General features: G+C 68.2%; 18 protein-coding genes and 1 riboswitch. Of the genes, 9 read left to right on the top strand and 9 right to left on the bottom strand.

The window, feature by feature from the left end; translation table 11 throughout:
- Positions 1-78: 78 nt before the first annotated feature.
- From C8N44_RS15815 to C8N44_RS23430, 6 genes are all read right to left on the bottom strand, one after another.
- Positions 79-327 (bottom strand): hypothetical protein, encoded by a 249-nt coding sequence (locus C8N44_RS15815; RefSeq protein WP_107977748.1) that lies wholly within the window; start codon positions 325-327, stop codon positions 79-81.
- Positions 328-694: 367 nt separating this feature from the next.
- Positions 695-1,174, bottom strand: a complete 480-nt coding sequence (locus tag C8N44_RS15810) for a DUF411 domain-containing protein (RefSeq protein WP_107977747.1) — start codon at positions 1,172-1,174, stop codon at positions 695-697.
- A gap of 66 nt (positions 1,175-1,240) precedes the next feature.
- Entirely contained in the window at positions 1,241-1,720 is a 480-nt protein-coding gene (locus C8N44_RS15805) for a cupredoxin domain-containing protein (protein ID WP_107977746.1), read from the bottom strand.
- 83 nt (positions 1,721-1,803) lie between these two features.
- The gene (locus C8N44_RS23160; protein ID WP_146178852.1) at positions 1,804-2,172 is read right to left on the bottom strand and encodes a hypothetical protein; all 369 of its coding nucleotides are present in this window, start codon (positions 2,170-2,172) and stop codon (positions 1,804-1,806) included.
- Positions 2,173-2,253: 81 nt separating this feature from the next.
- Entirely contained in the window at positions 2,254-3,012 is a 759-nt protein-coding gene (locus C8N44_RS15800; protein ID WP_107977745.1) for a glutaredoxin family protein, read from the bottom strand.
- An 84-nt stretch (positions 3,013-3,096) separates the two neighbouring features.
- Complete coding sequence (locus C8N44_RS23430; protein ID WP_158274071.1) at positions 3,097-3,534, bottom strand: gamma-glutamylcyclotransferase family protein; 438 nt, start codon at positions 3,532-3,534, stop codon at positions 3,097-3,099.
- A gap of 108 nt (positions 3,535-3,642) precedes the next feature.
- Between C8N44_RS23430 and C8N44_RS23425 the strand changes: the two genes are divergently transcribed.
- The 4 genes from C8N44_RS23425 to C8N44_RS15780 all read left to right on the top strand — a co-directional run bounded on the left by C8N44_RS23425 (position 3,643) and on the right by C8N44_RS15780 (position 7,016).
- The gene (locus tag C8N44_RS23425; RefSeq protein ID WP_158274070.1) at positions 3,643-3,936 is read left to right on the top strand and encodes a hypothetical protein; all 294 of its coding nucleotides are present in this window, start codon (positions 3,643-3,645) and stop codon (positions 3,934-3,936) included.
- Between the two features lie 68 nt (positions 3,937-4,004).
- A complete protein-coding gene (locus C8N44_RS15790) occupies positions 4,005-5,135 on the top strand; it encodes a DUF8173 domain-containing protein (RefSeq protein ID WP_107977743.1) in 1,131 nt (376 codons plus the stop codon).
- Positions 5,136-5,185: 50 nt separating this feature from the next.
- A complete protein-coding gene (locus C8N44_RS15785; protein ID WP_107977742.1) occupies positions 5,186-5,815 on the top strand; it encodes a ribonuclease HII in 630 nt (209 codons plus the stop codon).
- A 97-nt stretch (positions 5,816-5,912) separates the two neighbouring features.
- Positions 5,913-7,016 carry a site-specific DNA-methyltransferase gene (locus C8N44_RS15780; protein ID WP_107977741.1) on the top strand — a complete coding sequence of 368 codons (1,104 nt, stop codon included), beginning with the start codon at positions 5,913-5,915 and terminating at the stop codon, positions 7,014-7,016.
- Between the two features lie 101 nt (positions 7,017-7,117).
- Here C8N44_RS15780 and C8N44_RS15775 read toward each other — a convergent pair whose 3' ends face one another.
- On the bottom strand, positions 7,118-7,579 hold the full coding sequence (locus C8N44_RS15775) for a YbjN domain-containing protein (RefSeq protein ID WP_107977740.1): 462 nt from the start codon (positions 7,577-7,579) through the stop codon (positions 7,118-7,120).
- A 136-nt stretch (positions 7,580-7,715) separates the two neighbouring features.
- Between C8N44_RS15775 and C8N44_RS15770 the strand changes: the two genes are divergently transcribed.
- On the top strand, positions 7,716-8,585 hold the full coding sequence (locus C8N44_RS15770) for a DMT family transporter (RefSeq protein ID WP_107977739.1): 870 nt from the start codon (positions 7,716-7,718) through the stop codon (positions 8,583-8,585).
- A gap of 106 nt (positions 8,586-8,691) precedes the next feature.
- Complete coding sequence (locus C8N44_RS15765) at positions 8,692-10,650, top strand: methyl-accepting chemotaxis protein (protein WP_107977738.1); 1,959 nt, start codon at positions 8,692-8,694, stop codon at positions 10,648-10,650.
- Positions 10,651-10,903: 253 nt separating this feature from the next.
- Here C8N44_RS15765 and aroC read toward each other — a convergent pair whose 3' ends face one another.
- Positions 10,904-12,016 (bottom strand): chorismate synthase, encoded by a 1,113-nt coding sequence (gene aroC, locus C8N44_RS15760; RefSeq protein ID WP_107977737.1) that lies wholly within the window; start codon positions 12,014-12,016, stop codon positions 10,904-10,906.
- A 91-nt stretch (positions 12,017-12,107) separates the two neighbouring features.
- Positions 12,108-12,223: riboswitch (TPP riboswitch) on the top strand.
- A 49-nt stretch (positions 12,224-12,272) separates the two neighbouring features.
- Here aroC and C8N44_RS15755 point away from each other — a divergent pair.
- From C8N44_RS15755 to C8N44_RS15745, 3 genes are read left to right on the top strand one after another with little or no spacing between them, the layout of a single operon-like run.
- Complete coding sequence (locus C8N44_RS15755; protein ID WP_107977795.1) at positions 12,273-13,253, top strand: thiamine ABC transporter substrate-binding protein; 981 nt, start codon at positions 12,273-12,275, stop codon at positions 13,251-13,253.
- Positions 13,229-14,746, top strand: coding sequence for a thiamine/thiamine pyrophosphate ABC transporter permease ThiP (locus C8N44_RS15750; RefSeq protein ID WP_107977736.1), 1,518 nt, complete (start codon positions 13,229-13,231; stop codon positions 14,744-14,746). The genes C8N44_RS15755 and C8N44_RS15750 overlap by 25 nt, the downstream gene beginning before the upstream one ends.
- Entirely contained in the window at positions 14,733-15,428 is a 696-nt protein-coding gene (locus C8N44_RS15745) for a thiamine ABC transporter ATP-binding protein (RefSeq protein ID WP_107977735.1), read from the top strand. Before C8N44_RS15750 ends, C8N44_RS15745 begins: the two co-directional genes overlap by 14 nt.
- 51 nt (positions 15,429-15,479) lie before the next feature.
- Here the strand turns inward: C8N44_RS15745 and C8N44_RS15740 are convergent, their stop codons facing one another.
- A complete protein-coding gene (locus C8N44_RS15740) occupies positions 15,480-16,271 on the bottom strand; it encodes a cytochrome c1 (protein WP_107977734.1) in 792 nt (263 codons plus the stop codon).
- Between the last annotated feature and the right edge of the window lie 2 nt (positions 16,272-16,273).

The following is a 16,273-nucleotide window of genomic DNA, read 5'->3' as shown; positions in this document are numbered from 1 at the left end:
TGAGGTGGCGGCGGCGATGGCGCCTTTGACCGGTGTCCCGTGCCGTGCGCCGTACCCCCGGGCGCAACGGTCCTATGCTCAGTAGAAGAGGTAGGGGATGGCCACGAGCACACCGTAGCCGAGCAGATACTTGCCCAGGTCTCCGACGGCTCTGCGATCCTCGCGTGCCCTGATGAGCTTGATCGGCAACCACGCAATCACCGCGACGAATATCCGCTGGATCGCGAGCCGGGCCGGACGGTGCCGGAACTCCTCCAGTGGGTCCACCGAAGTTGCACCGGTCAGAAGATACATCAAGATGAAGATGAAGATGAAGGTGTGGTTCATCGCGCGCCTCCTGCCCCGCGCACTTCCGGGCTCGGGGGACATGCCTGCAAGGGAAGACGGCGACCTGAGAGGCAGCCGGCGAGGCGACCGGAGCCTTGTGGTTGGCTTCGCGGTATTGAACGAGGGCAAGCCTAGGCAGCGCAAGGAAAATCCCCATGTGAACGGGCGGAGAGCTATCCGACCGTCTCGCGCGCAGGCGGGGTTGCCGTGATCGCGTGGGGAGGTCGACCGATGTCGAGTTGGACGAGCGCAGGAGCCGCCCTTGGGCCGCTCCGTCAAGGATCGCTAGGCCCCGCTTGGTCGGGGCCTATTCGTTTCGGGGGCCGATGGCGAACGTCGGGGCGCGTCCGCCCCGACGGGGTGCCTTTCAGGCCGCGTCGTAGCTGGTGAAGACTTCGGTGCTGCCGTCTTGCAGGATGAGGTGGACCTCGTAGGCCTCACGCCGGGTTTCCGGCCCCATCCCGGGCGAGCCGTAGGGCATGCCGGGCACGGCGAGACCCACGGCATCGGGGCGGTCGTTCAGCAGGCGGCGGATGTCGGCGACGGGCACGTGGCCTTCGATCATGTAGCCGTCGATCCGGGCCGTGTGGCAGGAGGCCATCTGCACCGGGATTCCGTTGTCGATCTTGTAGCGGCTGAGCGCGGCGCCGCGCGAGAGCTCGACCGTGACGTCGAAGCCGTCCCGTTCGAGGATTTCGACCCAAGCCGAGCAGCAGCCGCAGTTGGGATCCTTGAGGACGTGGATGGCGGGCGCCGCGGCCCGTCCGCGCAGGGGCAGGAATGCGGTGAGGCCAAGGGCGGCGGTGCCGGCGAGCATCGCGCGGCGGGTCATGTGGGCTTGTTTCATCGTGTGTGTCTCCTCGTGCCTGCCGCGCCGGGGCAAATGGCCCTCGGCGCGGTGGCACCGCAAAATTCAGTGGACGTGAACGGGGCCGTGCATGCCGGCCTCCATGTGGCCCGGGATCAGGCAGGCGAACTGGAATGTGCCCTCGGTGTCGAAGGTCCAGACGATCTGGCCGGTTTCGCCCGGGGCGAGCCGCAGCGCGTTGGGGTCGTCATGGGCCATGTCGGGCATGTCCGCCATTTCGGCCATATGCGCGCGGTTGCTGCCTTCCGTACCGAGGACGAGCTCGTGGTCGAGGGCGCCGTCGTTCACGACGTCGAGGCGAACCGTCTCGCCGGTTTCGATGTCGAGCGAGGAGGGCTCGTAGGCCATGCCGCCATCGGTTTCGATCATGCGGATGTGGATCGTCCGGTCGACCTGCGCCGGGTCACCCGGCTGGCCGGCCGGCATTTCGGCATGGGGGGAGGCATGGCTGTGATCATCGGAGCCGGCCGCGAGGGCGGCGCCGGCGGCGAGGATCAGGGCCGTGGATAGGGTGAAGAGTTTCATGATGTCTCCGGATGGGTTTGCCTTGCGCGGGGCACTGACCCGCGCGGCATTCTGGGTGAGGTTCGGCGCAGCTTGCGCGGACCTCACGCGTCCGGAGGGCGATGCCGTTCCTCGGCCCGCCGGGGCAGGAGCGCATCGGGGAAGGGCGCGGGGAACACGGCGTCCACCGATCCTTGCGGGGCAGAGGATTCCGGGGCCGAGGTATGGATCGCGGCGCAACCGGCGACGGGGCAATGCCATCCGGCATGCCCGGGATCCTGCCGGGTGTCACATGGTTGCGATGCGTCCATGCGAGAGCCCGCGTTGGCCGTGATCGGCTCAAGCTCTGCGGTGACGGAGGCCACGCAAGGATGCTGCGCGCCTCCGTGATGGGACGGCTGAGCCCCGGCAGACAGGGGCAGCAGCAGCGCCACGCAGATGGCGCGCAGGATCGGGAGAAGCGCAGCTCTCATGGCGCCGGACGCTATGCGGCCCGAGCGCCCCTCTGCAAGTGTTGCGACGGGCGGCGAAGTCACGTTTCGGTGCCGAACCGCCTACATCAGCAGGGCCTTTGCCGGCATCCAGAGGCCCATGAGGATCATCATCAGGTTCTCGGTCAGCGAGATGAAGCCGAGCGGCACGTTGCTGCCGCCGCCGACGCAGGCGCATTTCAGCTCTCGCTTGTCGATGTAGACGGCCTTGAAGACCGAGATTGCGCCCACCGTGCCGATGAAGAGCGCGATCGGCGCCGAGATCCAGACAAGCGCGCCCGCGATCATCAGCACGCCGGCCAGCGTCTCGGCGAAGGGGTAGATTTTGCCGTATCGGACCCAGCGCTGCGCAAGCAGGTCGTAGTTGAGGAACATGGTCGAGAAGCTCTCGACGTCCTGCAGTTTTTGCAGCCCGAGAAGCGTCATCGAGATCGCGAGGAACCATTCGATCGTGCGGATCGTGAAAACCGTTCCGAAGGCTGCCCAGCTGACCGCCAGCGCCATCAGGGCGCCCACGGCAAAGATCGCGAGCACCGGCTGGTAGGTGGTTTCGTCGCCGCCCTTCACCCGCTTGCCGAAATGGGCGCGCACCTCTTCGTAGCCGCCGATGCGGTCGTCGGCGATCCAGACCTGCGGGGTGGTCTTCACCCCGTGCTTCTCCATGAAGCCGTCCTTTTCGTCCTTGGTCTCGAGCCAGTGGTCGTCGACCTCGTAGCCTTCGCGTTCGAGCAGGGCCTTGGTCTTGAGACCGAAGGGGCAGAGATGGTCGGGCATGACCATCCTGTAGAGAGTGGCGGTCTTCTTGGTGTCGTCGAGCGGCATGTCGGACCTCCGGAACGATCGGTGTTCAGGGAGGGAACACGCTTCCAGCGCTGGAAGGTTCCCCGGACGGCCCGGGGACGTCCTTCAGCGCACCTGGGGCGCGACGTCGGTGAACCGACCGGAGGCGACGTGCGTGGCCGTGGAGACGTCCCAGCTGTAGAGGTAGCACAGGGCCGTCACGAGAGCGCCGTCCTCGAGGGAAACCTCGACGGTGCGGCGCATGAATTCGTGCGGCTCGTCCCAGTCGGGGGAGCAGGCCTCGTAGGCGTCGAAGGCGGGCAGCAGGTCGGCGGGACTGTGCATGCGGTAGAGCTCGCCGTGCACGCGGTCGGCGGGCAGCGGCGAGGGCAGGGCGCCGGGGTAGCGGTTCTGGCCGGGCATGTCGGGATCGTCGATGATGTAGAGCCGCGCCGGGATCGAGCCGCGCCCGACGAGCGAGGCGCCGTCGCGCAGGCGGTGGCCCATGTCGTGCTCGGCGCTGGTCAGCAGCGTGCCGTAGACGAAGATCAGGTCATGGGTCATCAGGGGGCCTCCGGTTGCGTCCGGCGCTTCTAAGGCCCCGGGGCGCCGTTGCAAGCCCGGCAGGGTCCTGACATGACGCCGGGGCCGCAAAAGACCGGGATCTGCCTCATGAGCCGCCGAGATGCCCGCAAAGCCCTGACGATCCGGCTGCCCGAGGACCTGCGCCGCGGGCTGGTCGCGCGCAGTGCCGATCATCGGCCGCTGGCCTTTCTGCTGCGCGGGGCGGTGGTGGCCGCCCTGCGCGAGGCGCCCGATCAGCTTGCCGGGCGCGGGCGCGGGACTGCCCGGCCGATCTTGCTGCAACTCGCCCCCGAGGAGCGCCGGGCGCTGGATGCGCTGGCGCTTCGCAGCGGGCTGGGGCCGGAAGAGGCGGTGATCGCGCTCGCCTATTGGGCGATTTGACATAGGGCAATTCGCGCGAGCCTCGGTGGCTGTACACTCCGCCGCGTCGGAGCACAGGGGGAATCGCCATGTGGCGCGGTCTTTGGGTTGCCCTGGTTCTCGCCGCAGGCGCGGTGCAGGCCCAGGAGGGGGATACTGCGGAGTTCGCGGTGGGCACGGATCTCTACCGTGCCGCGCGGGTGCAGGAGGTGGACGCGGCCGGGCGGGATGATCTTTTCCTTGCCGGGGAGCGGGTGAGCGTCACCGGCGATGTCACCGGCAGCGCGCACGTGGCGGGTCGCTGGCTCACGCTGGAGGGCGGGATCGGCAGCGATCTCTACGCGATGGGGCAGACGGTCGATCTGCGCGGTGCGGTCGCCGGCGATGCGACGCTGGCGGGGCAGGAGGTCAGCGTCGCCGGCGAGGTGGGCGGCGACCTGCGGCTTTTCGGATCGGAAATCGCCCTGGGGGCGCCCGTTACGGGTACGGCTGTCATCGCGGGCGAGTTCGTGGACTGGGACGGCATGGTCGGGGGCGACGCGGTTCTGACCGCGCGCGAGGTGAGTTTCGGCCCCTCGGCGAGCGTGCAGGGCAATCTGATCCTCTACGAAGAGGAGCCGGGCACACTGGTGGTACCCGAGACGGTCGTGCCCGAGGACCGGATCGAGCGGCGCGAGGCCGACGACTGGGACGACGATTTCGGCGATTTCGGCGACTACGCCCCGGTCAGCCTTGGCGGCATGGTGGGGTCGTTCCTGATGGGCGTGCTGCTTGTGACCGTGGCGAGCGCGATCGCCGCGGCGCTGATGCCCGAGACCATGGCACGCCTGCGCAGGACGGTGCTGGCGCAGCCCGGCCGCGCGGTGCTGGCCGGGTTCCTGGCCCAGTCGGTGCTGGTGGGTGGCGGCATCCTCGTGTCGCTGACGCTGATCGGGCTGTTGCTGCTGCCGGCGGCGATTCTGATCTCGGTGCTGTCGGGCATCGCGGGCTATCTTGTCGGCGCCTATGCGCTGGGCGTGGGGCTGTTGCGCCGGGCGGGGCGGCACGAGCCCCATGACCTGGCCGATCGGGCGCTGTCGGCGGCAGTGGGTGCGCTGGCGGTGGGGCTGCTGGGATTGATCCCGGTGCTGGGCTGGATCCTGCTGCTGCTGCTTGCGCTGACCGGCGTGGGGGCCATCGCGCTGCAGCTTTTCAAGCCGCGGTTCTTCGTGCCCTCCTGAGCGCGATGTGACCTCTTGCGTGCCATGGCCGGCTGCGCTTTGAGGGGGTCATGGCAATCGGACTGGATCTGGAACGCGGCCTCTGGGCCGAGGGCGCGCAATGCGTGGCCGGGGTCGACGAGGTCGGGCGGGGCCCGCTGGCGGGCCCCGTGGTGGCGGCGGCGGTGGTACTGGACCCCGCCTGCTGGCCCGAGGGGCTGGACGACTCAAAGAAGCTGACGGCGAAGCGGCGCGTGGTGCTGACCGAGGAGCTGCGCGCCTGCGCGGAGATCGGCATCGGAATGGCCAGCGTCGAGGAGATCGACCGGATCAACATCCTGCAGGCGAGCCTGCTGGCCATGCGCCGCGCGGTCGAGGCGCTGCCCTGCGATCCCGACCGTCTGCTGATCGACGGGCGCAACCTGTTCGATCCGATGCCCTGCTCGGGCACGGCGGTGGTGGGCGGCGATGGCGTGTCCTTTTCCATCGCGGCGGCCTCGATCATCGCCAAGACGCACCGCGACGCTCTCATGGCGCGGCTGGCGGAGGAGTGCCCGGGATACGGCTGGGAGACCAACATGGGCTATCCCACGAGGTGTCACATTAATGCCCTCCGAGATCTTGGTGTGACCCCACACCATAGACGGTCCTTCGCTCCGGTACACAAGATATTGTGCCAAGAGAATTCTGTAAGTCCTTGATTCAGAAAAATAAATTGACGCCGAATCGGCTTTGACTCATCTTGCCCTCAATAAACCAACGAGCGCGAAGCGCCGGGTACAAGAGGCAGAGACAGCAATGACCAAGGTTAAGGAAGCGGCGGTGCTCCCACGCAACGAGATTCTGCAGGGCGACTGCATCGAGATCATGGCGGGGATGCCCGAAGCCAGCGTGGATCTCATTTTCGCGGATCCGCCCTACAACCTTCAGCTTCGGGGCGATCTTCACCGTCCCGACAACTCCCGCGTGGACGCGGTGGACGACGAGTGGGACCGCTTCGCCAGCTTCGAGACATACGACGCCTTCACGCGGGCCTGGCTCAAGCAGGCGCGCCGCATCCTCAAGCCCAACGGGGCGATCTGGGTGATCGGCTCCTACCACAACATCTTCCGTGTGGGCGCCGCGCTGCAGGACGAGGGCTACTGGATCCTCAACGACGTGGTTTGGCGCAAGTCGAACCCGATGCCGAACTTCCGGGGCAAGCGGTTCACCAACGCGCACGAGACCATGATCTGGGCGTCGAAGTCCGAGGGTGCGCGCTACACCTTCAACTACGAGGCGCTGAAGTCGCTCAATGACGGCATCCAGATGCGGTCGGACTGGGTCCTGCCGATCTGCAACGGCGGCGAGCGGCTGAAGGATGCCAACGGCGACAAGGCACACCCGACGCAGAAGCCGCTGGGCCTGCTGCACCGGGTTCTGGTGGGCGCGACGAACCCCGGCGACGTGGTGCTTGACCCCTTCTTCGGCACCGGCACGACCGGCGCCGTAGCCAAGATGCTGGGCCGTGACTGGATCGGGATCGAGCGGGACGCGGGCTACATCGAGGTGGCCGAGCGCCGCATGAAGGACATCCGCGCCTACGATCGTTCCGCGCTTCAGGTGAGCCAGTCCAAGCGCGCCGCGCCGCGCGTGCCCTTCGGCCAGCTGGTCGAACGCGGCATGCTGCGCCCGGGCGAGACGCTGGTCTCGGTGAACGGCAAGGCCGCGGCCAAGGTGCGCGCCGATGGCACGCTGGTGGCTGACGGGGTGAATGGCTCGATCCACCAGGTGGGCGCCGCGCTCGAGGGGGCACCGTCCTGCAACGGCTGGACCTACTGGTGCATCCGCCGCGACGGCAAGACTGTCCCCATCGACGTGCTGCGCCAGCAAATCCGGTCCGAGATGGACACTGCGGGCTGAAAATTTTCTGACAACAGGTAACAGGTTACCGCCGAGGTCCCGGGGTTTTCCCGACGGGACCCGACTGGCCCCGTCTGCGTGCAGGCGGGGCTTTTTTGGTCTTACCAGTCGATCTCGTCCTCGAAGTCCTCGAGCAGACGGACGTAGAGGGTGACGTTGTCGCTGAAGTTCTCCTCGGTCACGCCGTAGTCGATGTTGAGGTCCATCTGCAGGAAGGGGTCGTCCTCTTCGTCGAGGTGGACCGTGGCGTAGCGCTTGTCGCGGTTCCACTCGTTGACGCGCTCCAGCGACATGCCGTCGGGCAGGTCGTAGCCAGAGCTGAACTGCAGGGTCAGACAATCGCTCCCGTCGGTGCAGTCGTAGAAATAGACCTCGAAGCTGGTACCGGGCAGCGTCACGTCGATCATCGGATCGCCCACGCCGTCGATGGTGCGCTCGGCCACGTAGCCCCCCTCGTGCAGAAGCTCGACCAGGCGGTCGGGGTCGCCGGCGTCGACGAGAGATTGGGCCGAAACGGCGAGCGGCGCGAGGGTGGCGGCGAGGGCAAGGGGTAGCAGGCGCATGATATCTCCGGAAAAAATGTCGTCGCGGGCCTATAGCGAGCGTGGTTCGAGGGGGCAATCCGGCTGTCTCGCGGCGCGCGAGGCTGGGCGGGGATCTGCCCTTTCCGCTCCGCTCCCGCACACGTAGACAGACGGCATGGATCTGCGCGCTCTGTTCATGGGACTGGCCTTTGCGGCGATGTGGTCCTCGGCCTTCACCTCGGCCCGTATCATCGTGGCGGCCGCTCCGCCGTTGCTGGCACTCGGCCTGCGGTTCCTGCTTTCAGGGCTGATCGCGGTGGCACTGGCGCGGCTCATGGGCCAGAGCTGGCGGCTGACGCGGGCGCAATGGCGCGCCACCGTGATCTTCGGGGTCTGTCAGAACGCGCTTTACCTTGGGCTCAATTTCGTCGCGATGCAGACGATCGAGGCCTCGCTCGCGGCGATCATCGCCTCAACCATGCCCTTGATGGTGGCCCTGGCAAGCTGGCTGATGCTGGGCGAGAAGATCCGCCCGCTGGGCCTCGCGGGGCTCGTGGCGGGCTTTGCCGGCGTCGCGATCATCATGGGCGCCCGGCTTGGCGGCGCCGGGATGGGGCCGGGCATCGCGCTCTGCATGGGCGGCGTGCTGGCGCTGACCGCGGCGACGCTCTCGGTGCGGGGCGCGATCTCGGGCGGAAAGTTCCTGATGGTGGTGGGCCTGCAGATGCTGGTGGGCAGCGCGGTGCTGCTGCCGGTGTCGCTGGGCTTCGAGCGTTTCGTGATCGACTGGTCGGGTGAATTGGTGCTGGCCTTCCTCTACACCACGCTGGTGCCGGGGCTTCTGGCGACCGTCGCCTGGTTCTGGCTGGTCAACCGCATCGGCGCTGTGCGCGCGGCGACCTTCCATTTCCTCAATCCCTTCCTGGGCGTGGCCATCGCCGCGCTGGTTCTGGGCGAGGCGCTGGGCGCGCGCGATATCCTGGGCGTGGCCGTGATCGCGGGCGGCATCCTCGCCGTGCAACTGGCCCGTTTCGACCGGAAGTAGCAGTTCTGCCAGTCGGAAAACGCTGTTCGCGACAAGGCGACATTAACGCCTTGTCCGTATCCATTGCGCCTGACGCGCGCTGCGCAAGGCAATTGGACGGACCGACATGAGCAGGTTTTCGATTCGAACTCAGATCCTTTTCCTGGCTTCGGCCTTCATCGCGACCCTGCTCGTGGTGTCGGCGATTGCCTGGACGGTCACCAGCTCGTTGAGCCACAGTCTCAGCCGGACCCACGACGCCTTTGAGCAGAACGACCTTCTGAACTTCATCAAGGAGGACGTGGAGCAGGGGATCGGCGATCTCTACGGTTTCGTGCTGGGTGACGACGAGAGGATCGAGGGGCTGCGCGGGAACCTGGAGGAAAACTACCGCGACCTGTCCAGCGCACCTGACGTCTTCAGTGACACGCGCGAGGCCGATTCGAGCAAGCCGCAACTGGCCGAGGCGCTTCTGGGCTTCCTGCCGCTGGTCGAGGAGCTTCAGGCCCGCACCGATCAGCTTGCCACGCTGCCCCTTTTCGAGCGCAAGGTCTTTGCCTACAACCAGATTGTCCCGCTCATGGCGGAATTGCGCGAAGGCGTGAACGCCTTCCAGGACGACATGCTCGCCGAGGTCGATGCCATCGCGGAACAGGCCGAGGCGACCGCCAGGCAGGGCCCCGTCATGCTGCTCGTCGCCAACGGGATCGTGGTCACCGTGGCCCTGATCATGGCGCTGGTTTTCGGCAAGCTGCTGTCGAGCCCGGTGCGCGAGGCGGCCAGCGCGGTCGAGCGGATCGCCGACAGCGATTACGACACGCAGATCAAGGGCACGCACCGCAAGGACGAGATCGGCGACATCGCAACCAACCTCGACGCGCTGCGCGGCAAACTGCGCGCTGCCGACGAGGCGGCGGAAACCGAGCGCCACATGAACGAGCGCCGGTCGAAGCTCTTCGACGAGTTGGGCGAAGCGATGCAGGTGCTCTCGCAGGGCAAGCTGAACCGGCGGATCGACACCGGCAAATGGCAGGACATGGGCGCGACCTACATCCGGCTCTGCGAGGACTACAACAAGCTGGCCGAGGATCTCGGCGAACTCGTCGCCACCATGCGCGACAGCGCGGGAATCGTGGAACGCAGCTCCAAGGATCTGTCGTCGATGTCCGACGACATGTCCCGAAGGGCCGAGGTTCAGGCCGCGACGCTCGAGGAATCCGCCGCGGCGCTGGAGGAACTGTCCTCCAGTGTGCATTCGGCCGCGGAACGCGCCGACCACGCCGACCGGCGCGTCGTCGAGGGACGTCGCAAGGCCGAGGAGGGCGGCAAGGTCATGGAGCGGGCTCTGGCGGCCATGGGCTCCATAGCGCAGAGCTCGGAGCAGATCACCCAGATCATCTCGGTAATCGACGACATCGCCTTCCAGACCAACCTCCTGGCGCTCAACGCGGGTGTCGAGGCGGCGCGCGCCGGCGAAAGCGGCAAGGGCTTCTCGGTGGTCGCCTCGGAGGTTCGCTCGCTGGCGCAACGTGCCTCGGAATCCGCGCGCGAGATCAAGACGCTGGTTTCCAACAGTTCGCAGCAGGTGAAGGATGGCGAAATGCTGGTCTCCGAGACCGGCGCCACGCTGACCCAGATCGTCCAGAGCGTGACCGAGGTGTCGGACCTCGTGGCGAACATCGCCAGCTCGGCCAAGGAACAGGCGGCGGGCATCAAGGAAATCAATGTGGGGGTTGCCGAACTCGACAAGGTGACCCAGCAGAACGCGGCCATGGTGAGCGAGACCAGCACCTCGAGCAGCCAGCTCAGTGCCGAGGCCGAACGCTTGGCTGAACTGCTGGCACAGTTCGAGGGGGTAGGGCACGCGGGGTCCTCGGACGTGACTGCGGCACCTGCCAACGATCCAATGCCGTCGTCGGGCTACGATCCCTCGATCGTGGATGAAGTCGCAGCGCGGCCGGTCAAGGCGGATCTGGCCAGCTTCGAGCCGCCGGAGCCCTCTTCCCCGGCCCCGGCCCCGGCCAAGCGCAGCGCGCCGGCCCAAGCAGCCGGCGGCAACCAGGCGGGGATCTGGACGGAGTTCTGAGGCATGGCCCGGCTTCCAGCTACGGGAGCGAGCCGTGACGCGGGCAGAGCAGCTGCGGAAACAAATGGCGGGATCGAGCTACGCTGGTGAGCGGGCGGAACGCCCTGGCAAATGCGGTCTCGACCGCCTCCCTGGCCAAGAGCGGAGGGAAATAAGCTTCCCCACGATCTTGTCCGAGGGGAATGTTCACCTTGCCCGGGCTGCGGACGCATCCTCCGGTTTGTCCGCGGCGGGCGTGGAGGGGGGTGCGCGCTCAGTCGGCGGGGCCGATCCGACCGCCGGTGTCGCCCACCTGGCCGCGGTGCAGCAGCAGGTGATCGAGCAGGACGCAGGCCATCATCGCCTCGCCCACCGGAACCGCCCGGATGCCGACGCAGGGGTCGTGACGGCCCTTGGTGACGATCTCGGTCTCTTCGCCCGCCTTGGTGATCGTGCGGCGCGAGGTCAGGATCGAGGAGGTCGGCTTGACCGCGAAGCGCAGGACGATTTCCTGCCCCGTCGAGATCCCGCCGAGAATGCCGCCCGCGTGGTTGGAGCTGTATTCGGGGTGCCCGTCCGGGCCCATCGTGATCTCGTCCGCGTTCTCGGAGCCACGCAGCGCGGCGGCGGCCATGCCTTCGCCGATCTCGACGCCCTTGACCGCGTTGATCGACATCATCGCCGCGGCCAGATCGGTGTCGAGCTTGCCGTAGATCGGCGCGCCGAGGCCTGCGGGCACGCCCGAGGCGCGCACCTCGATCACCGCGCCGACGCTGTCCCCGGACTTGCGCAGCTGGTCGAGGTAATCCGCCCAGTCCGCCGCCGCCGTGGCATCGGGACACCAGAAGGGGTTCTGGCCGATCTGGTCGGAATCGAAGTTGTCGCGGTCGATCGCGCGGGGGCCCATCTGCACCATGCTGCCCTGTACGGCGAGGCCCGGCGCAAGCTGTGACAGCGCCGCGCGGGCAAGACCGCCCGCGGCCACCCGCGCCGCGGTTTCGCGCGCCGAGGAGCGGCCGCCGCCCCGATAGTCGCGGATGCCGTACTTCTGCCAGTAGGTGATGTCGGCGTGGCCGGGGCGGAATTTCTCGGCGATTTCCGAGTAGTCCTTGGAGCGCTGGTCGGTGTTCTCGATCATGAGCTGCACCGGCGTGCCGGTGGTGCGCCCCTCGAAGACACCAGACAGGATGCGCACCGCGTCGGCTTCGCGCCGCTGGGTGGTGTATTTGTTCTGCCCCGGCTTGCGCCGGTCGAGCCAGAGCTGCAGCGCCTCCTCGTCCACGGGCACGTTCGGCGGGCAGCCGTCGACGGTCGCGCCGAGCGCGGGACCGTGGCTTTCCCCCCAGGTGGTGACGCGGAAGAGGTGGCCGAAACTGTTGAGGCTCATGGGCTTGGCTCCTTTGCGCGCCCTGTTAGGGCAGGGGGGCGCACCGCTCAAGCGAATTCGCTTGAAACGCCGGGGCGTGGCCCCTAGCGTCGGCGCCACCTCGGGGTGCCGCACCGCCCGACATGGGCGGCAGGCTGAGATGCGATCAGCGAACCCGTTGAACCTGAACCGGTTAACACCGGCGGAGGGAAGGTGCGGACGCGTGATGCAAACGTGGCTCCTGATCCTGCCCCTCGCCGCAGATATGGAGTGCGAGATGCGCAACCTCACATTTGCAGCGGGACTTCTGACGGCCACCAGCGCGATGGCCCAGACCCCTGTCCTGACCGTCTATGCCCCGGACTACTTCGTGTCCGAATGGGGCCCCGGCCCGAAGATCGAGGAGCTGTTCGAGGCCGACTGCGGCTGCGATCTGCAGTTCAAGCCGGGCGACCTGCTGCCGCGGATCCTGCTGGAGGGCGAGCGGACCGAGGCCGATGCGGTGATCGGGCTGAACACCGACGTGACAAAGCGGGCGCGCGAGAGCGGGCTGTTCGCGCCGCACGGTGTGGACCTGTCGGCGCTGACGCTGCCGATCGCGTGGGAGGACGAGGTCTTTCTGCCGTTCAACTACGGGCACACGGCCTTTGTCTACGACGAGACGCGGCTGGAGACCCCGCCCGAGAGCTTCGACGCGCTGCTGGAGGCGCCGGACGACCTGCGGCTGGTGATCCAGGACCCGCGCAGCTCGATCTCGGGGCTGGCGATGGTGCTTTGGGTGCAGGCGATCTACGGCGATGGGGCCGAGGCGGCCTGGGACAAGCTCGCGCCGAAGGTGCTGACGGTGACCAAGGCCTGGTCCGAGAGCTACGGGCTGTTCACCGACGGCGAGGCCGACATGGTGATGAGCTACACCACCTCGCCCGCCTACCACATCATCGCCGAGGGGGATGAGACCAAGAAGGCGGCGATCTTCCCCGAGGGGCATTATTTCATGGTGGAGCTGGCGGCCAAGGTGGCCTCGACCGACCAGCCGGAGCTGGCGGACCGGTTCATGGACTTCATCCTGGGCGAGGAGTTCCAGTCGATGATCGCCACGGGCAACTGGTCGATCCCGGCTGCGCTGCCCAGGGACCAGTGGCCCGAGGGGTTCCAGCAGCTGGAGCTGCCCGAAAAGGTCCTGTTCTACGATGAGGACGAGGCGGCGGCGCTGCGGGAGGAGGCGATCGAGGCATGGCGGCAAGGGCTGTCGCGCTAGGGGCTGCGCTTCTTCTTGCCGCGCTGACGGCGGGGCCGCTGGCGGCGGTCCTGCTGCGCGCCGGGGGGCTGGGCACGCTGGGCGCGCCGGAATGGGCGGCGCTGCGCTTCACGGTGTGGCAGGCGCTGCTGTCGGCGGGGTTCAGCGTGGCGCTGGCGGTGCCGGTGGCGCGCGCGCTGGCGCGGCGGCGCTTTGCCGGGCGGGGGGCGCTGATCGCGCTGCTGGGCGCGCCCTTCATCCTGCCGGTGATCGTGGCGGTGCTGGGGCTGATCGCGGTATTCGGCCAGAACGGTGTGGTGAGCCGGGCCTTGGCGGTGCTGGGCGGGCCGCGGATCGACATTTACGGGCTGCACGGGGTGGTGCTGGCGCATGTCTTCTTCAACCTGCCGCTGGCGACGCGGCTGTTGTTGCAGGGGTGGCTCGCCATCCCGGCGGAGCGCTACCGGCTGGCGGCCTCGCTTGGGCTGTCGCCTTGGGCGGTGATCCGGACGCTGGACTGGCCGCTGGTGCGGCGGATCGCGCCGGGGGCCTTCGCGGTGATCTTCACGATTTGCCTCACGTCCTTTGCCGTGGCGCTGACGCTGGGCGGCGGGCCGCGGGCGACGACGGTGGAGCTGGCGATCTACCAGTCGGTGCGGTTCGAGTTCGACCTTGGCCGGGCAGCGCTATTGTCGCTGATCCAGCTTGCCGTGGCCTTGGCGGCGGGGCTGGTGGCGTTGCGGCTGTCCGGCGGGCAGGGCTTCGGCACGGGGCTGGACCGGGTGGTGCCGCGCTGGGACGGGCGGTCGTTTGGGGCGCGCGTGGTCGATGGCGTGGCGATCACGGCGGCGGCGCTGTTCCTGCTGACGCCGCTGGGCATGGTGGTGGCGCGGGGGTTGCCGGGGCTGGCGCTGATGGGCGCGGGCACATGGGAGGCGGCGGGCCATTCGCTGGTGGTGGCGCTGGGATCGACGGCGCTATGCCTGGCTTGGGCGCTGCCGCTGGCGACGAAGCGGGGCGAGCTGTTCGCCCTAGCAGCCATCGCGCTGTCGCCACTGGTGCTGGGCACGGGGCTGTTCCTGATCCTGCGGCCCTTCGTGAACCCGTTTTCCATGGCGTTGCCGGTGACCGGCGTGGTGAACGCGCTGATGGCGCTGCCCTTCGCGCTGCGCATCCTGCGGCCCGAGGCCGAGGCGGTGCGGCGGGACTATGCGCGGCTGAGCGCGACTTTGGGGCTGACGGGGCTGGCCTGGCTGCAGCTGGTCTTGCTGCCGCGGCTGCGGCGGCCGCTGGGGTTTGCCGCCGGGCTGACGGCGGCGCTGTCGATGGGGGATCTCGGCGTGATCGCGCTTTTTGCCGATCCCGACCGGGCAACGCTGCCGTTGCAGGTCTATCGCCTCATGGGCAGCTACCAGATGGAGGCGGCGGCGGGGGCGGCCCTGCTGCTGCTGGCGCTGAGCCTCGGGCTGTTCTGGATATTCGACAGGGGAGGGCGCGCGGATGCTGGTGCTTGAGGGTGTGCGCGTCGTGCAGGGGGAGTTCACGCTGGAGGCGGACCTGTCGCTGGCGGCGGGCGCGCGCGTGGCCGTGATCGGCCCGTCGGGGGCAGGGAAGTCCACGCTGCTCGACGTGATCGCGGGGTTCTACGCGCCGCAGGCGGGCCGGGTGCGCTGGGAGGGGCGGGACCTGACCGCGCTTGCGCCGCAGGACCGGCCCGTGTCGATGCTGTTCCAGGACGGCAACCTGTTTCCCCACCTGAGCGTGGCGCGCAACCTGTCGCTGGCGCTGCGCCCCGATGGCGGGCGGCTGGACGCGGCGCAGCGCCGCGCGCTGGAGCGCGCGCTGGCGCGGGTCGGGCTGCAGGGCATGGAAGACCGGCGGCCCGGGCAGCTTTCGGGCGGTCAGCAGGCGCGGGCGGCGCTGGCGCGGGTGCTGTTGCAGGACCGGCCCGTGATGTTGCTGGACGAGCCCTTCGCGGCGCTGGGTCCGGCGCTCAAGGCCGAGATGCTGACGCTGGTGGGCGAGGTGGCCGAGAGCCTTGGCGCGCTGGTGCTGATGGTGTCGCACGAGCCGCAGGATGCGCGGGTCTTTGCGGGGCACTGCGTGCTGGTGGCCGAGGGCCGGGCAGCGCCGCCGGTGGAGACCGGGGCGCTGTTCGCCGATCCGCCACCGGCGCTGAAAGCCTATCTGGGATAAGAAAAAGCCCCGCCGGTTGGCGGGGCTTTCTGCATTCGGGGAGGGACCGGATCAGTCCTTCTTGCCGTACTTGATCGGCTTCCAGATGCGCTTGTTGGTGAGGTAGAGCAGCACCGACAGCACGGTCAGGAAGAGCACGCCGGCGAAACCGGCCTGCTTGCGGGCCATCATCTTGGGCTCGGCGGTCCACATGAGGAAGGCGGCCACGTCCTTGGACTCCTGCTCGATCGTGGCCTCGGTGCCGTCGGCATAGGTCACGTCATCGCCGTAGAGCGGGGGCGCCATGCTGATCCAACCACCGTCGAAGGCGTGGTTTTCGTACAGCGTGGTACCTGCCTGCGTGCGCTGTTCGCCGGTGTAGCCGGTCAGGATCGAGGCGATGTGCTCGGGCCCGCCGATGCCGTTGAACAGTTGGTTGAGCCCGAGACCGTAGGGGCCGTGGAAGCCGGCGCGGGCCTTCGCCATGAGCGACAGGTCCGGAGCACCGACCGTGTCGTTGGCCGGGAAGTGGTCCGTCGGCAGGGCCGCGCGGTAATCATCCTCTTCCTGGTCGAAGACCTCGTAGTTCTGGGCCGCGTAGGCGCGGACCTGATCCTCGGGCATGCCGGGGCCGTTCTCGGCCGAGAGCGTGCGCAGGGGCACGAACTTGAGGCCGTGGCATGCGGAGCAGACCTCGGTGTAGACCTGAAGGCCGCGCTGCAGCTGCGCCTGGTCGTAGGTGCCGAAGGGCCCCTCGAAGGAGAAGCTGAAGTCCTCGGTGTGGCCGCCTTCGCCGGCGGCATAGGCGCCGCCGGTGGTCAGAGCGAGGGCCGCTGCGGCCGAGAGGGCGAGTTTCCTGAACATTT

It is taken from the genome of Allosediminivita pacifica (assembly GCF_003054175.1).
GTDB classification, from domain to species: domain Bacteria; phylum Pseudomonadota; class Alphaproteobacteria; order Rhodobacterales; family Rhodobacteraceae; genus Allosediminivita; species Allosediminivita pacifica.
The sequence above is the reverse complement of the archived record's forward strand: the minus strand, read 5'-3'. Positions and strand labels throughout refer to the sequence as shown.

Excerpts from the sequence above, each read along its gene's own strand:
- C8N44_RS15815 (WP_107977748.1), bottom strand. The coding sequence starts at position 327 with ATGAACCACACCTTCATCTTCATCTTCATCTTGATGTATCTTCTGACC.
- C8N44_RS15810 (WP_107977747.1), bottom strand. The coding sequence starts at position 1,174 with ATGAAACAAGCCCACATGACCCGCCGCGCGATGCTCGCCGGCACCGCC.
- C8N44_RS15805 (WP_107977746.1), bottom strand. The coding sequence starts at position 1,720 with ATGAAACTCTTCACCCTATCCACGGCCCTGATCCTCGCCGCCGGCGCC.
- C8N44_RS23160 (WP_146178852.1), bottom strand. The coding sequence starts at position 2,172 with ATGAGAGCTGCGCTTCTCCCGATCCTGCGCGCCATCTGCGTGGCGCTG.
- C8N44_RS15800 (WP_107977745.1), bottom strand. The coding sequence starts at position 3,012 with ATGCCGCTCGACGACACCAAGAAGACCGCCACTCTCTACAGGATGGTC.
- C8N44_RS23430 (WP_158274071.1), bottom strand. The coding sequence starts at position 3,534 with ATGACCCATGACCTGATCTTCGTCTACGGCACGCTGCTGACCAGCGCC.
- C8N44_RS23425 (WP_158274070.1), top strand. The coding sequence starts at position 3,643 with ATGAGCCGCCGAGATGCCCGCAAAGCCCTGACGATCCGGCTGCCCGAG.
- C8N44_RS15790 (WP_107977743.1), top strand. The coding sequence starts at position 4,005 with ATGTGGCGCGGTCTTTGGGTTGCCCTGGTTCTCGCCGCAGGCGCGGTG.
- C8N44_RS15785 (WP_107977742.1), top strand. The coding sequence starts at position 5,186 with ATGGCAATCGGACTGGATCTGGAACGCGGCCTCTGGGCCGAGGGCGCG.
- C8N44_RS15780 (WP_107977741.1), top strand. The coding sequence starts at position 5,913 with ATGACCAAGGTTAAGGAAGCGGCGGTGCTCCCACGCAACGAGATTCTG.
- C8N44_RS15775 (WP_107977740.1), bottom strand. The coding sequence starts at position 7,579 with ATGCGCCTGCTACCCCTTGCCCTCGCCGCCACCCTCGCGCCGCTCGCC.
- C8N44_RS15770 (WP_107977739.1), top strand. The coding sequence starts at position 7,716 with ATGGATCTGCGCGCTCTGTTCATGGGACTGGCCTTTGCGGCGATGTGG.
- C8N44_RS15765 (WP_107977738.1), top strand. The coding sequence starts at position 8,692 with ATGAGCAGGTTTTCGATTCGAACTCAGATCCTTTTCCTGGCTTCGGCC.
- aroC (WP_107977737.1), bottom strand. The coding sequence starts at position 12,016 with ATGAGCCTCAACAGTTTCGGCCACCTCTTCCGCGTCACCACCTGGGGG.
- C8N44_RS15755 (WP_107977795.1), top strand. The coding sequence starts at position 12,273 with ATGCGCAACCTCACATTTGCAGCGGGACTTCTGACGGCCACCAGCGCG.
- C8N44_RS15750 (WP_107977736.1), top strand. The coding sequence starts at position 13,229 with ATGGCGGCAAGGGCTGTCGCGCTAGGGGCTGCGCTTCTTCTTGCCGCG.
- C8N44_RS15745 (WP_107977735.1), top strand. The coding sequence starts at position 14,733 with ATGCTGGTGCTTGAGGGTGTGCGCGTCGTGCAGGGGGAGTTCACGCTG.
- C8N44_RS15740 (WP_107977734.1), bottom strand. The coding sequence starts at position 16,271 with ATGTTCAGGAAACTCGCCCTCTCGGCCGCAGCGGCCCTCGCTCTGACC.